The 13,989-nt window shown below is 70.0% G+C and carries 15 protein-coding genes; 5 read left to right on the top strand and 10 right to left on the bottom strand.

Features of this window, described 5'->3' with window-relative positions:
- Positions 1–34 precede the first annotated feature (34 nt).
- On the top strand, positions 35–1,318 hold the full coding sequence (locus ACIBTX_RS15045; RefSeq protein ID WP_396832598.1) for a hypothetical protein: 1,284 nt from the start codon (positions 35–37) through the stop codon (positions 1,316–1,318).
- Positions 1,319–1,374: 56 nt separating this feature from the next.
- On the opposite strand, the gene ACIBTX_RS15040 is transcribed toward ACIBTX_RS15045, so the two are convergent.
- The gene (locus tag ACIBTX_RS15040) at positions 1,375–1,845 is read right to left on the bottom strand and encodes a GNAT family N-acetyltransferase (protein ID WP_396832597.1); all 471 of its coding nucleotides are present in this window, start codon (positions 1,843–1,845) and stop codon (positions 1,375–1,377) included.
- Between the two features lie 122 nt (positions 1,846–1,967).
- Here ACIBTX_RS15040 and ACIBTX_RS15035 point away from each other — a divergent pair, with 122 nt between their 5' ends.
- Together ACIBTX_RS15035 and ACIBTX_RS15030 are read left to right on the top strand one after the other, a co-directional pair.
- Entirely contained in the window at positions 1,968–2,366 is a 399-nt protein-coding gene (locus ACIBTX_RS15035; protein WP_396832596.1) for a DUF2809 domain-containing protein, read from the top strand.
- A 52-nt stretch (positions 2,367–2,418) separates the two neighbouring features.
- Positions 2,419–2,754: a hypothetical protein gene (locus ACIBTX_RS15030; protein ID WP_363660953.1), complete on the top strand. Its 336-nt coding sequence runs from the start codon at positions 2,419–2,421 to the stop codon at positions 2,752–2,754.
- 49 nt (positions 2,755–2,803) lie between these two features.
- Here the strand turns inward: ACIBTX_RS15030 and ACIBTX_RS15025 are convergent, their stop codons facing one another.
- The 6 genes from ACIBTX_RS15025 to ACIBTX_RS15000 form a co-directional block, all read right to left on the bottom strand.
- Positions 2,804–3,235: a DUF6196 family protein gene (locus ACIBTX_RS15025; protein ID WP_357394115.1), complete on the bottom strand. Its 432-nt coding sequence runs from the start codon at positions 3,233–3,235 to the stop codon at positions 2,804–2,806.
- 70 nt (positions 3,236–3,305) lie between these two features.
- Positions 3,306–3,773: a nuclear transport factor 2 family protein gene (locus ACIBTX_RS15020; RefSeq protein ID WP_396832595.1), complete on the bottom strand. Its 468-nt coding sequence runs from the start codon at positions 3,771–3,773 to the stop codon at positions 3,306–3,308.
- A 95-nt stretch (positions 3,774–3,868) separates the two neighbouring features.
- On the bottom strand, positions 3,869–4,489 hold the full coding sequence (locus ACIBTX_RS15015; RefSeq protein WP_396832594.1) for a hypothetical protein: 621 nt from the start codon (positions 4,487–4,489) through the stop codon (positions 3,869–3,871).
- Positions 4,470–4,994 (bottom strand): SRPBCC family protein, encoded by a 525-nt coding sequence (locus tag ACIBTX_RS15010; protein WP_357123230.1) that lies wholly within the window; start codon positions 4,992–4,994, stop codon positions 4,470–4,472. Before ACIBTX_RS15010 ends, ACIBTX_RS15015 begins: the two co-directional genes overlap by 20 nt.
- A gap of 129 nt (positions 4,995–5,123) precedes the next feature.
- On the bottom strand, positions 5,124–5,741 hold the full coding sequence (locus ACIBTX_RS15005; protein WP_396832593.1) for a response regulator: 618 nt from the start codon (positions 5,739–5,741) through the stop codon (positions 5,124–5,126).
- A gap of 8 nt (positions 5,742–5,749) precedes the next feature.
- The gene (locus ACIBTX_RS15000; RefSeq protein WP_396832592.1) at positions 5,750–6,949 is read right to left on the bottom strand and encodes a sensor histidine kinase; all 1,200 of its coding nucleotides are present in this window, start codon (positions 6,947–6,949) and stop codon (positions 5,750–5,752) included.
- A 135-nt stretch (positions 6,950–7,084) separates the two neighbouring features.
- Between ACIBTX_RS15000 and ACIBTX_RS14995 the strand changes: the two genes are divergently transcribed.
- Positions 7,085–7,747, top strand: a complete 663-nt coding sequence (locus ACIBTX_RS14995) for a DUF998 domain-containing protein (protein ID WP_396832591.1) — start codon at positions 7,085–7,087, stop codon at positions 7,745–7,747.
- Between the two features lie 126 nt (positions 7,748–7,873).
- Here ACIBTX_RS14995 and ACIBTX_RS14990 read toward each other — a convergent pair whose 3' ends face one another.
- From ACIBTX_RS14990 to ACIBTX_RS14980, 3 genes are all read right to left on the bottom strand, one after another.
- The gene (locus ACIBTX_RS14990; RefSeq protein WP_396832590.1) at positions 7,874–8,047 is read right to left on the bottom strand and encodes a hypothetical protein; all 174 of its coding nucleotides are present in this window, start codon (positions 8,045–8,047) and stop codon (positions 7,874–7,876) included.
- Positions 8,048–8,151: 104 nt separating this feature from the next.
- On the bottom strand, positions 8,152–8,745 hold the full coding sequence (locus tag ACIBTX_RS14985; RefSeq protein WP_357171407.1) for a hypothetical protein: 594 nt from the start codon (positions 8,743–8,745) through the stop codon (positions 8,152–8,154).
- A gap of 120 nt (positions 8,746–8,865) precedes the next feature.
- On the bottom strand, positions 8,866–12,030 hold the full coding sequence (locus ACIBTX_RS14980) for an AfsR/SARP family transcriptional regulator (RefSeq protein ID WP_396832589.1): 3,165 nt from the start codon (positions 12,028–12,030) through the stop codon (positions 8,866–8,868).
- A 356-nt stretch (positions 12,031–12,386) separates the two neighbouring features.
- On the opposite strand from ACIBTX_RS14980, the gene ACIBTX_RS14975 reads away from it, so the two are divergent.
- Positions 12,387–13,949: a VCBS repeat-containing protein gene (locus ACIBTX_RS14975; protein WP_357123212.1), complete on the top strand. Its 1,563-nt coding sequence runs from the start codon at positions 12,387–12,389 to the stop codon at positions 13,947–13,949.
- The last annotated feature ends 40 nt before the right edge of the window (positions 13,950–13,989 follow it).

Below are 13,989 nucleotides of genomic sequence, written 5' to 3'. Positions count from 1 at the left end.
GTGCCCCATGGTCGCGGGTGCGATACTCGCGGCCGTGAGTTCGCCGCTGAAAGCCTTCGCCGGGCTGCTCGACCGCTCCATCCGCGAGATGACCGCCCTGGCCACGGACGCCCGGGGCTTCGACGCGGCTCGGATCGGCCGCATCGCCGATATCTGGGACAACAACGCCGTACCTCTGGTGGGCGCGGCATGCGCGCCGAGGCCACTTCGATCCAGACGAGCGCGCGCCGGCCTACGGTGGATGGCTGACCTCGGTGCCGACCGACGCAGGCTGATGGTCGACCTGGACCCGAGCCTGGACAGGGTGCTCCCCATCGCGCAGCCGGACCGTTCCGTCCGTCGGGACTACCTGGGGCGCGTCTTCCCGGGCGTCTTCCGGCTGACCGAGGAAATCGTCGACGCGCTCGCCCGCGACTACGACCTCGCCGCCGGCAGCGTGCGCTCACTCACGGCCCGACCTTCGGATGCGGGACTGCAGGTACAGCTCACCCTGGCCACTCCACGACGGTTCACCCCCGCTACCGGACGCGTCTCGCGGGACGGGTCCCAGAAGCCCTGGCCGGCCGCGCCGCTGAGGTTCACCTTCGACGGGGTCACCGATCTGCGGTTCGACGCCGAGGACCGGGTCGGGATTGCCGTGAGCCACACCGACGCCGGGCCGGGGGTGACGATCGGGCGCACCGGTCGCCTGCGGGCGACCGAGGCTTCCGTCTGGCCCGACGACCGACGATGGTACGAGTCAACGGCCGGCCGGGCGGCCGACCTCGTCACCCCGCACACACGGCCGCACCGACGAAAGCCGGTACCGACGACGACCCTCACAGCACCGCAACAGGCCGCCGCCCAAGCGCTCGTCATGTTGCTGAACCACGCTCGGCTCGTCCACCACTATCCGAATCGGGCCGCCGGCGTGCCGATCCTCGACATCTGCCGCATCGCGGCCGACGCGGGCAGCGCCATTGTCGCCGCGAGCACGCGTCGGGGCGCCGACCGGCAGGCCGCCTTCGCGGAGCTTGCTCGACGGTGGCGTCACGTACCCCCCGGGGTGCCGCCTGAGACGATCCGCTCCGGCCCGGTCGTGCTGCGTCACGCACGGTACGACGAGCCCCACGCCGACCACGACGTCCCTCAGCACGGCGGCGTCGTCCTCCTCGCCGCGGTGCCGGGCGCAGACCCCGAAGGACCGTGGGCTCTCGCCCGTGCGGAGATCGCCGAGCCGTCACGATTCCGGATAGCCAGCACCGCGTTCGACGACGGTCAGCACATCGACCGTGCCGAAGAGGATTTACGCATGGGCGACGCGCTCGTCGTCCGTTGACGCGTGAACGACCACGAGGGCGCGGCATCGCGCGATCGGCGGCGTACTGACCTGGCTTACGTGGTGGCAGTGGCCGACGGCGAGTAGTTGTACACGACGTAGCCCCGGTAGACCGCGATCTTGTCGTACAAAGCTCGGGCCTCGGCATCGACCTCGGTGTTCCAGTACAGGCGTGGGGATCCGTGCTGGTCGGCATCCTGCGCCACCCATTCGATCATTGCGGTGGCAATGCCTCGCCGTCGTACCTCGGGCGTAACGAACAGTTCAGCCAGATAGCACCTCCCGGCACCCCAGACGCTTGCGTGGAACAGGTAATGCGCGATGCCGACCATCGTGCCGTCGAGCCGTGCGCAGATGCCCCGGATCTGCCCACCGTCCACCAGGCGTTGCCAGGTCCATTCGTAGCCATCGTCGTCGACCTCGGTCGCGGGCCGACCCGGCCGGCCAGCCCAGTGCGCGTGGAAACTCCGGGTCAACGCTTCCCACTCGCCGCGGTCGAGGTGTGTCAACGGGCCGATACTCAGCACCTCGCCATCCTCACATCAACCCCAGCACCCGGCGCACTCAGGACGAGGCCGTGTGTGGGAGCCCTCGATCGAGCCGAGAGGGAGGACAGGTCGCGGTCCGGCAAAGGGCTACCGTGGCGAGAATGTCGATCAAGCCCCGTACGGCGCGGTGGCTCATGCCCCTGGCCGCGCTGCTGTTCCTGGGCCTCGCACTGCTGATTCGCGCCTTCGACGACGGGGCCCTGCGACAGTACTCCGGCACCGCGCTGTACGCGTCGATGGTCTGGGCCGCAGTGCTGTTCCTGTGGCCACGGATGGCGCCGATGCCCGCCGGGACCGTCGCCACGGCCTTCTGCTGGGTGGTGGAGCTCGCACAGCTGACCGGGGTGCCAGCCGAACTGTCGGCGCGGAGCCTCGCCGCGAGGCTCGCGCTGGGTGTGCAGTTCGACCCGGTCGACCTGGCCTGGTATCCGGTGGGCGTGGCTCCCCTGGTGGCGCTCCACCGCCTGGTACGCGCCCGCCACCGCACAACCGACGCGTGACATCGGGTCCCAGCGCCTCCGAAGTGCCCCATGGAGGTGGCTTAATGGTCGCGTGCTCACCTACGTCCGTTGGTACTCGGCGGATGACGACCGTTGGAACTACGAGGAGCTGGACGCTGATGGGTGGGCGCTGCGCCACGTTGAGGTGCGCGTATCGGACGGGGTCGTCGTTGCGGCAGCGTCGCTCGCAGAGGTGCTCATCGCTCGCGACTCAGGGATAGTGGGCGCGGTGGGCGCGTACGAACAGCGGTACGGGGTTGTGCCGGAGGCCCCGTTCCCGCTGCCCGCCGCCACGTTGGATCCCGCCTTGGAAAATGTGTCCCCCGGCAAATTCAAGCACCTGTGGCGAAATGCTCGTCGGCAACTGGAACAGCAGACCGGCACCTGACCCGCTCGTCCCGAGATCATGTACAGCTGGAGGCCACCACCGCTGTGGTCTACCGGCCGGCTCGCAGCTCACCCAGGACCTGTACGACCTCGGCGCGGACCTGAGTTGGGCAACCCCAGTAGTCGTAGATGCCACCGCGGTCGCCGTTGTGACCACAGATGACGAACACCCCGGTACCCAGCCGGCGCTTCAACTCGGTGGCCAGCCACCCGACGAACCCGCTGTTGTCCAGTTCCGGCGGGAAGTGAAACGAGAACACCGTGAAGCGTTCACCGTCGGTCGCCCCGCCTGGCGCCAGCCAGGACCACCGATCCTCGTCGCGCACCACGGCCAGCAGGTCAACCGTCAAGGCCGGTGGCTGAGTGAGCGGCGCCTCGAAAAACGACCACTCGCCGTCGAATATGACCAGTTCGGCGGCCGCTATGACGCGTCGCAGCCGCTGCGCGGTTTCGTCACGGGATTCCTGGCTGATGCTGACCACGCAACGATCCTGCCCCAGGACGGCAGCCAACGCAGTCGCCCTCGACACACCGCTGCTGGCGAGGCGTGAATCAGGGTCGGGGCTCGCCGTCGATGGTGCCGCTCGTCTGCGGCCGGAGCGCGGTCAACAGGCTGTCGAGTTGACCCCACGCCCGCGCGCTGGCGACGTGGTCGATGTAATCCCGGGACTCGATAATGAGCCCATCGCGGATACGCATCACGAAGACGCACGGCACCGTGAAGGCCTCACCCGTCTCGGCGACCCGCCCCTGATAGGCAAACTCGGCGACAATCACCTCCGGGTCCGCGGTTTCGTGAATCCTCACGTCGACCGGCTTACGGTTCAACGTCCGGCCATCCGGAGGCGCCGCGGTGAAATGCTCGTGCAACTCGCTCCGGCTGCGCAGCGGTGGCGGATTGAGCGGGTGAAACGGATGCGTGACATGGGTCTGTTCGCCGTACAGGTCGGCCAGGTCTTCGTACGGACCGTCACAGACACCGTTCACCAGTCGGAGGAACGTTTCGCGTGGACCAGTCATGCCGAGCTTCCTTCGAATCAGATAGATGTCACGCGTGTCATGCCGAGGACGAGATGCGGAGACGGCCGAGACCGCCGTCCAGCTACGAGACAGCCCTAGTCACCAGAGGAACCCCAGAAGTAGATCTCGCTGGGATTGCCGTCAGCGTCATGCAAAACCGCACACCGGCCGAACCAGCTTCGGTTAGCGAGAGGTTCGATCGCCTCCACGTGCGACCGAGTCAGCTTGCGGGTACCCAGGTACTCGATCGCCTCCGCCTCGATCACCGGCTGAATCGTCCCGTAGCCAGGCTCTTCACCGTCGGCCAAGATTCGCGACATATCCAGTATCGAGTGGGTACCGGACTCCTGGACGGATTCGTCCGCCCACAGCTCGGCCTCCGTCATCGGCCGATTCGGAAAATCCGCCGCCGACTTGCCGTACTCATACGGCACGGCCCACCAGTAGTCGCCGGTCTCGAAAACCTGCCGCCGCAGTCCGTCCAGCGCGACTTGGAGATCCGGCTGATATGCGACGTAGTAGCTCCACCCGGACGCACCCACGTTGACCCCCCTTGATCTTGAAGCAAGATAGCCGGAAGGCAGGCTTGCGTCCATCCTCCGCAATGGCACCGAAAATTGATCAAATCGCCGCGTGGTGCGCTGTGCCCGGATTGCTTCGGCAACGAGAGGCCCGGAGCGAATAGGCGGAAGCGGGTCAGCGGCGATCTTGATCATGCGGCCCATGTTCCGGATCTTGCGCGCCTCTCGTGGCTGAGCGAGGAAGCCCCGCCAGGGCGGCAGCAAGATAGATGTTGCGGCGTGCGATGAGGCGTTGCAGGTAGGGCCGCAGGATGAGGCTGGCAACGAGGGCGCCAACGGGTCCCATCGGCGCGGTGAACTCGATGACGTCGCGCATGAGGGTTGTCGAGGAGTCATCCGGGATCGGCGTGAAGCTGTGCTCGTGGCGCCATCGGCCGAATGGGCCGCTGATCTGCTCGTCCGCGAAGCCGTGCGGCCGCCGGTAGTCAACGATCCGAACCGTCATCCGCCAAGGAAGGCCGAGATGCCGGGCCTCCCACGTGACGGCATCGCCGGCCGTCAACCGGCCGGTCGTCATGCCGCCGACCGCCCGCTCGGCACTACTTCCCATGGATTCGGTGTGCATATCAACATCGAGGCAGGCGTCGAAGACAGCTTCCGGGACGGCCTGAACGTGCGTAGTCAGCTCGATGCGCGGCATACCGCCACCGTAAGGTTCCCGTGGGCTCGGCGACCATGGCGTGGCTGGCGCCGCCTTGTCAGCGGCATGAGCGTGCAGCCGAACGAGTTGTCAGGCGGCATTGTCCCCACGGTGCCGGTCGGGTTCGGGTCATTCGTACGTGACGAGTCCGGCGCGCTGGGCGAGGAGGGCCGCCTCGGTCCGGTTGGTGCAGCCGAGCCGGGTCAGGACCCGCGAGACGTAGCCCTTGATGGTGGCTTCGGTGAGATGCAGGTGGGCCGCCAGTTGAGCGTTGGTCAGGCCGCGGCCCAGGCCGGTCAGGATTTCGCGGTCCCGTGCGGACAGTCCGTTCGGCAGCGTCACCGCCGGGTCGGCGGGCAGCAGGACCTGGGCCGCGCCGGGCGGCAGGATCGTGTGGCCGGCGGCGGCGGTGCGGATGAGGCCGGCGAACTCGCGCGGCGGCGTGGTCTTGACTACGTACCCGCTGGCTCCGGCGCGCAGCGCGGCGGCCACATACCGATCGGCGGTGAACGTGGTCAGCGCCACCACGACCGGGGCCGGGTTCAGGGCGGCGATCTGCTCGGTGGCGACCAGTCCGTCGACGCCGGGCATGCGAAGGTCCATCAGGACCAGGTCCGGACGGTGCCGGATGGCGGCCTCGACCGCTGCGGCCCCGTCTGTCGCGGTGTCCACGACCTCGATGTCGCCGGCGCTCGCCAGGATTGTCCGCAGGTGAGCGCCGACAAACGGATCGTCGTCGGCCACCACGACCCGGATCATGACGACCTGTCGGGTTGCACGCCGGGCAGCAGCGCCCGCAGCGTAAAGCCGCCCCCGGGCTCGGGTCCGGCCGCGAACGTGCCGCCGAGCAGTTCGACCCGACGCCGCAACCCGTGCAGCCCGGTCCCCGCTCCGGAAGCGGCCAGCCGCGCGTCCGCCGCCGACCGAACTACTCCGTTGCGGACAAGGACTCGCACGCCGCCGCCCTCGTACTGCACCCCGACCTCGACACGGGCACCAGGCGCGTGTTTGCGCACATTGGTCAGCGCTTCCTGAATGACCCGGACCACCGCCTGACCGACCGCCGGGGACACCGGCACCGGGGTACCGGTCACCGCCAGGGCCGCCGCACCCACCAGTGGTCGCAGATCTGGCAGCGGCTCCGGCGCCGGCTCGCGGGCAGGCGGCTGCTCGGGCAGGACTCGGACCAGGTCGCGAAGGTCGTCGAGCGCGGCGCAGCCGGCCTCTCGGATCCGTTCGGCGGCAACCCGAGTCGCCTCATCGGCTGCGGTGAGCCCGAGCGCGCCGGCCTCCAGCACGATGAGGCTGACCTGATGTGTCACCACATCGTGCATCTCGGCGGTAAGCCGGGCACGTTCACCTGCGGCGGCCCGCTCGGCCTCCGCGTACCGGTCGGCCTCGGCCCGCCGGGCCCGCTCGCGCAGCATGTTGATCATGCGGCGCCGCGCCGCCAGGTACAGGCCGGCAAGGACCGGCACACCGAGCAACACCAGGCTGGAACGGAGCCGCACCCACGAGAGCGGCCACGGTGCCGTGGCCGCAACCAAGAGAGCGACCACGGCCGCCCAACCCGACACGCGACGCCTCGCGTACACCGCGACCGCATAGGCCGCGAACGGGGCAGCCGAAGTGAGGAACACAACCGTGTCCTCACCCGGCCGGATCGAGCCGCCCGAGCCGATGGTCTCGACGGCGGCCAGGACGGCACTGCCAGCGAAAACAACCCAGGCCACGGTGACCGGTGCGCTCCGGCGCCACCACAGCGCGCCGGCCGCCGCCGCGAAGACCACCGCGGTGAGGCCGCCACCGCCCCGAAGATCGGCGGTCGTCCCGGCCAACAACACCAGTCCGGAGAGCAACGCAACCGCTACCACCGCAGCGTCGACCAACCGCTGCCTCGGCGGGTCATCCCGCTCGGCGACCGCATCCGACCCACTCAAGCTGGCTACCACCACGCGACAACCGTAGGTCGGAACCGGGAACCCGTCCCTCCCGTACCGACGAAAGTAGGTTCGGAACCCCGCCATCGGCCCCGTACCGACCGACGGCTGCCGCTACCAAGATCAAGCTCTGGCACGCCCAATAGAGCGATGAAGAAAGACATCACCACCCGGCGGCTCCTCGCATGCGGCGCCGCCGCCGGTCCTCTGTTCGGCATCGTGATCATCGTTGGTGGCGCGCTGCAGCCCGGATACCGCCCGATCCGCCAGTCCGTCAGCGAACTGGCCACCGGATCGACCGGCTGGATCCAGACCACCAACTTCCTCGTGTGCGGTTCGCTGTTCGTGGTATTCGCCCTCGGTGTCCGCCGGGCCCTGCGCCCCCGCTCAGCCGCCCGGACCGCGGCGGCCTTGACCGGCCTGTTCGGCGTAGCCCTCATCGCCTCCGGGCTGTTCACCACCGACGTCGCCGGGCAGCCTCAGCACACCTGGACCGGCACCGCGCACAACGCCGCCGGCAGCATCGCGTTTCTGTCCCTACCGCTTTTGACCTTCACCTGGGCCATCTGCTCGGCCCGACGTCGCTCCTGGGTCTGGACGGTAACCAGCGCGGCGGCCGGCGTGACCATGCTCCTGCTCATCCAAGGCCTGGCCGTACCCGAACACCGCGGCCTGTATCAGCGCCTCACCATCGGAGTCGGCTGGACCTGGATCACCGCCTTCGCCCTGCACCTACGCCGCAATACGTGCACGTACGAAGGCGAAGTAGCTGATCAGAAGCACCCGATCACTCGCCCGTTTCGCCAAGGCTGAGCGCGTCTCGTCAAGATCAGATGCGCGCTCAGTGGCATGGGCGGACTCCCGCCCTACCGACTCCCCGGGGCGCCGACGCTGACGCCTTCGCGGTCGGCGAGGAGAATCCGCCGGTCGCGGCGCTGTCTATGCCGGCTCGCGCACGCCGCCGGCGTTGCCACCATCGTCTGGCGACGGTTCGTGCGGGGCTTCGGGCAGCTCGTCCGGTCCGCCGGGCAGAAGGACGCCCGCGTCGTCGGGCACCGGTTCACGTGGGTCGATGGGCGGGTACTGTTCGGGGTCGAGATCCGGTCCAGTCATCAGGCGAGTATCCGTCGTCTTCGGCACTGCCGCTCGTCGGGCCCGCGAGCCGGACGGTCTCCCCCTCCGGCCGGCCCGCCCGGCCCGGAGGCCGCCGCCGGCCGTCAGGCCAGACCGGCGCAGACCGCCCGGACCGCGGTGACCAGGCCGGGGTCGCCGCAGTCGGTGGATGCCGAGGTACGTCCGACGACCCGCCAGCCCTTGGTGTCCTTGCGCAGGAACACCTGGTCGCCACCGGGGATGGAGGCCGACTGCGGGGCGATCGCCATCAGCCGGGCGAAGCCGCTGCGGCAGCCGAGCACCTGCACGTCGGTGACGCTCTGCCCGTTGAGCGCGGCGCCGGTGGCCTCGAGCAGGACCGGCGGCCGGCAGGACGGGTCGGTGTCGGTGCTCGGCAGGGCGGCGAGCCGGGCGGGCCCGGTGGCGGCGGAGGCGGGGTCGACCGTTCGGCCGGATTCCGTACCGGGGCGGGCCGGGTCCGGGGCGGAAGCCGGTGGCGCGGGGACGCCGAGGGTGGTGGGCGTCGCCTGCGGTCCGACGGCGGTGCCCGCCGGGTCCGGCGCGGCGGTCGGCCCGGACAAGGCCGGTGCCGGGCCGCCGGCCGCGGCACCGGCGCGGTCGGCGTGCGCGCATCCGGCCGCCGGGAGGGCCAGGGCCACCGCCACCACCAGGTACGCGCTGCTGCGTCGGATCGTCATGAAACGTCTCTCCATCTCGTCGAAGCTGCTGCCCGGGTGGGCGCCCGGTGCTGCTCCGACGCTAGGGAGCCGGCCTGCCGGCGATCTGGACGAAACCTGGAAGCGCAGGCCAGGGTGGGTTCAGGCCGGGTGGGCAACCGACACGGCCACGCCCACCGACGCGGTCGCCTCGCAACCGCATGCCCACCGCTCGTGCCAGCCGGACGCCTCGTCGGCCTCGCGGGTGCCGAGCCGGCGGAACGTCGCCGCGGCGGTCTCCCATGCCTGGTGGGCGGACGCGACATCGCCCAGCGCCGCATGAGCCGCACCCAGGTCGCGCAGCGTCCGTGCGGCACCGAGATCGTGGTGCAGCTCGACCCATCCGTCGTACGCGAGCCGAAGGTTCTCCAGGGCGACGTCCGGCCGGCCGGCCGCCAGGTGCAGTTCGCCGACGGTCCGCTGGACCAGCGCCACCCCGAACCGGTCGTGCAGCCGCCGGCACGTCCCGAGGGCGCGCTCCAACGGCTCCTGCGCCCGGCTCAACCGGCCCTGCCGGATCCACACCTTCGCCAGCGCCTGCTCCGTGTAGCAGGCGAGCAACTCGTCGCCGCTCGCCAGGATCAGGTCGTGGCTGCGGAGGCACCAGCGCTCCGCCTCGGCCAGCTCACCCCGGGCCCGATGTACCAGGCCGATCCCCCGGGCGGCGATGGCCTCGCCGCGAGCGTGGCCCAGCGAACGGTAGGTGTCCACGGTACGACCCATCCAGCTCAGTGCCGCCTCGTCGTCGCCGAGCTCCCGCAGGCAGTAGCCGATGCCGTAGGTCGCGTGCGCGGCGGCGGTCTCGCCCCCCAAGCGGCCCAGCACCTCGGCGGCTGTGGTCAGCAGCGGGACCGCCTCGCGATGCCGGCCCACCTCACGCAGTACGGTGCCGAGACCGTTGCGCGCCGCAGCCGACCCGTGCTCGTGGCCGGCGGCTTCGAACAGGTCGATGGCGGTCCGGAAGTTCCGTTCGGCCTCGGCGAACCGGTCCTCCTTGTAGCGCAGCAGCGCGATGCCGCACTCGATCACCGCCTCGCCGACCACGTTGCCGGCCGCCCGGGCGGCGGCCGACGCCGCCGCGTGGGTGCGTCCCCAGCCGACGAAGTCGTTGCGGACCGCGAAAGAGGCATAGACCAACGCGTCCGCCAGCGCGCACGCCGCCACGTCCATGCCGAGTTCCGCGGCCCGTTCCACCGCGACGATCAGCGTCGGCGCCTCGACCTCCAGCCAACCGGGTAGCTGGTGATCCGCCGGAAGCGGGACGGCCGGTACGTCCACCGGCAGCGGCGCCTGCCGGTACAGCGGCGGAATGGCGTACGGCAGCCGCTGGTTGAGCCGCTCACCCAGCTCGGTGGCCGTGACCAGCACTCTGGCCACCGCGGCGCGCAGCGCGTCGTCGCTGTCCTCCTCGACGGCGCGTTCCCTGGCGAACAGCCGGACCAGGTCGTGCATGTGGTACCGGAGCAGTCGGTGCGTCGGGTCCGCAACGGCGGTCACCAGGCGGGCGTCGGCGAGCTGTTCCAGCAGTTCCTCGGCGTCGTCCATCGAGCCGCCGACGAGTGCCGCCACCAGCCACTCCGCGAAGCTCGACACCCCGAGAAAGCCGAGCAACCGGAACGCAAGACGGGCCGGTGGGTCGAGCGCCTGGTAGCCGACCGCGACGCTGACCCGGACGGCCAGCCCGTCCGCCGTCATCTCGTCGAGCCTCGCGCGTTCGTCGCGCATCCGCTCGGCCAGGCGGGCGATCCGGCGGTGCGGTCGGGCCGCGATCCGGGCGCCGACGATCCGCAGGGCGAGCGGCAGGCCGGCGCACATCTCGACAAGCGCGGCGGTCGCCTCCGGCTCGGCGGCCACCCGGCCTGGCCCGACGATGCGCTCCAACAGGACGACCGAGTCGGCCCGGTCGAGCAACGGCACCTCGATCTGCTCGGCGCCCGGGATGGTGGTCAGCAGGGCCCGGCTGGACACGATCAGGGCGCTGCCCGGCCCACCGGGCGCGAGCGGGCGAACCTCCTCGGCGCTGACCGCCGAGTCGAGCACGATGAGGAATCGGCGTCCGCTCAGCATGGCGCGGTACTGTCCGAGCTTGTCCTCCAAAGTGGGCAACTGCTGGATATTCGTGGCGCCCAGGGCCCGCAGCACCCGGTCCAGGGCCTCCCCGGAGTCGCCGCCTCGGCCGGCGAGGGTGACGAAGATCTGCCCGTCGGGGTACGAGTGGCGCAGGAGGTATGCGAGCCGGATGCTGAGCGCCGTCTTACCCACGCCGCCCGGGCCGGAAAGGATCACCACGGGCGCGGCGTTGTCCTTGAGGCGCCCATCGCCGGGTTGCAGCACGCTCAACGCGCAGGAGATCTCCGGTTCACAGCCGACGTGGTCGGGCAGGTCGGCCGGAAGCTGACAGCCGGGTCCCGGCGGAGCATGGTGTGCCGGCTCCGGTTTCGCCTCGACACGCGTGGGCACGGCGGCAGCGGGCTGCGCCACTCCGGGCATCTCGACAGGGGCCGCGGCCACCCTCGGCGCACGCAGCGTGCCCCGCAGGATCTCCCGCTGCAGGTCCTGCAGGTCGGTGCCCGGGTCGATGCCCAACTCGTCGGCGAGCTTGACGCGGGTCCGGGCGTACAGGTCGAGTGCCTCGGCTCGGCGACCGTCGAAGTACAGGGCGCGCATCAATGTCACGGCCAGCGGCTCGACGAGCGGGCTGCGCTCCAGGGCCACCGTGAGTCGGTCGACGACCTGCCCCGGCCGGCCCTGGCCGATCTCGCTGTCGGCCCAGTCGAGCAGGACCCGGACGAGCTGCTGGGACAGGCCCTCCCGAACCCGGGCCGCCCAGGCGCCGGGCAGCCCGTCGAGCGGGTCGCCCCGCCACAGCTCGACCGCCTCCCGCAGCAGCGCCGCCCGGTCGGGGTCGGCCGCCGCGAGGCCCTGGGCCTGCTCGGCGAAGCGGCGCAGGCGGTGCAGGTCGACGCGGTCCGGGTCGATGTCGAGCAGATAGCCGGTCTGACTGCGGCCGACCGTGATCGGGACCGTCTCGGCGGATTGGGCCGCGACCAGGATCCGCCGGATTCGGGTGAGGTACGTGTACAGGACGCCCCGGGCGTCAGCCGGCGGGGCGTCGTCCCAGACCCGGTCGACCAGCGCCTCGATCGGCACGCTGCGGCCCACGTCCACGGCGAGCGCGGCGAACACCAGCCGTTGCTTCGGTGGTCCCAACTCGAGCGGCCGGCCGGCCGCGACCACGCGGAGATCACCCAGTATGCATAGTTCCACGGCTTCGCCCCCGCGTCCGTAGCGCCGCTGGACGGCCCGCGAGCAGGGCGTCCGAAGTTGTCAAGGATCCATCCAGGTTCGCTACCTGATGTGGCTGCGAGGGTTCTGCCAGCCACCGCACCGGCAGCTCGCGGACCACTCACCGGAGTGGACGGCCCTCATCCCACCTCCGACGAAAGGGTCGCGAACACACAACCGCACAGCAGGACCAAGCGGGACCAGCCATCGAGGGCAGGCCCCACGGTGGCTTGTGCGCTGCGACTTTACCTGTCGCATTGGGTCCAGCCAATGGCTGTCGTGCACCTCGATCCACGTTCGCGACCACTCCGTTCATCCCCACCACGAAGGGAAGACCCATGCGTCGCTTCCGAGCCCGCAGACCGGCCGCGATCCTCGGCACCATCACGATGGCCGCCGCTGGCCTGGTCAGCGTGTCGTCCGCGCCGGCCCAGGCCTCCACCATCGAGGGCCCGATCAGCCGCAGCGAGGTCCTGTCCCGTGCACAGAACTGGGTGGACCGGGACCTCACCTACACCCAGACCGGCTCCTGGGCGAGCGACATGGACGGCGACAAGACCTACCGGCGCGACTGCTCCGGTCTCGTGTCGATGGCCTGGCACCTGAACACCAGCTACATCACCGACGACTTCCAGGGGAACAACTCCCGCTGGGACACCCTCGGCAGCATCGACAGCTTCCAGGCCGGCGACGCGATGGTCCGCAGCGGCCACATCGAACTCTTCTCGCACTGGGCCGACCGGAACGACCACAGCAAGGGCGCCTACGTCTACTCCTTCAACGACGACGGCCAGACGGTCCAGAACCCGTACAAGGACAACAACGTCGGCAGTCGTGGGTTCAACAGCGCCAGTGACCTGAGGACGTACAAGCCGATCCGGCGCACCGGCCTGATCGCGGGGGCGACGGCACGCAAGGGACCGGCGTTGGGGCACGACGACGGCGACGGCACCCTGACCATCCACCGCTGGAATTCGACCGGTACGGCGTTCGACCACACGACCGATTACAAGGGTGAGAGTTCCTTCGACCTCGCGAACGTCGGCGATCGGATGGCCTCGGGTGACGTCGATGGTGACGGCACCGACGACATCGTCATGGCGTACCAGATCAGCGATGGCACCTTCGGCTTCTACGTCTTCGACGCCGGCCTGACCAGCCGCGGCCGCTTCTACACCTCCAGCCAATACAACCTCGACCCCGTCGCCGGACGCCTCGTCGTGGCCGACTTCACCGGCGACGGCAAAGCCGAACCCGCCCTCATCCACGACGACGGCGACGGCACCACCACCATCCACCGCTGGACCAGCACCGGCACCACCTTCAACCGCACCACCGACTACGTCGGCACCGGCAGCTTCGACCTCGCCAACGTCGGCGACCGCGTCGCCGCCGGCGACGTCACCGGCGACGGCAAAGCCGACATCGTCATGGCCTACCAAATCAGCGACGGCACCTTCGGCTACTACGTCTACAGCCAAGGCCTGACCAGCCTCGGCCGCTTCTACACCTCCAGCCAATACAACCTCGACCCCGTCGCCGGACGCCTCGTCGTCGCCGACTTCACCGGCGACGGCAAAGCCGAACCCGCCCTCATCCACGACGACGGCGACGGCACCACCACCATCCACCGCTGGACCAGCACCGGCACCACCTTCAACCGCACCACCGACTACGTCGGCACCGGCAACTTCGACCTCGCCAACGTCGGCAACCGCGTCGCCGCCGGCGACGTCACCGGCGACGGCAAAGCCGACATCGTCATGGCCTACGACCTCGGCAACAACACCTTCGGCTACTACACCTTCAACCAAGGCCTCACCAGCCTCGGCCGCTGGTACACCTCCGGCCCCTACAACATCACCCCCGTCAACGGACGCCTCGTCCTCGGCAACTGGTGACCTGACCTCGTCTCACACGAACAGGACTCGGGGGTCACCG

The organism is Micromonospora sp. NPDC049359 (assembly GCF_044466585.1).
Taxonomy (GTDB): Bacteria; Actinomycetota; Actinomycetes; order Mycobacteriales; family Micromonosporaceae; genus Micromonospora.
The sequence above is the reverse complement of the archived record's forward strand: the minus strand, read 5'-3'. Positions and strand labels throughout refer to the sequence as shown.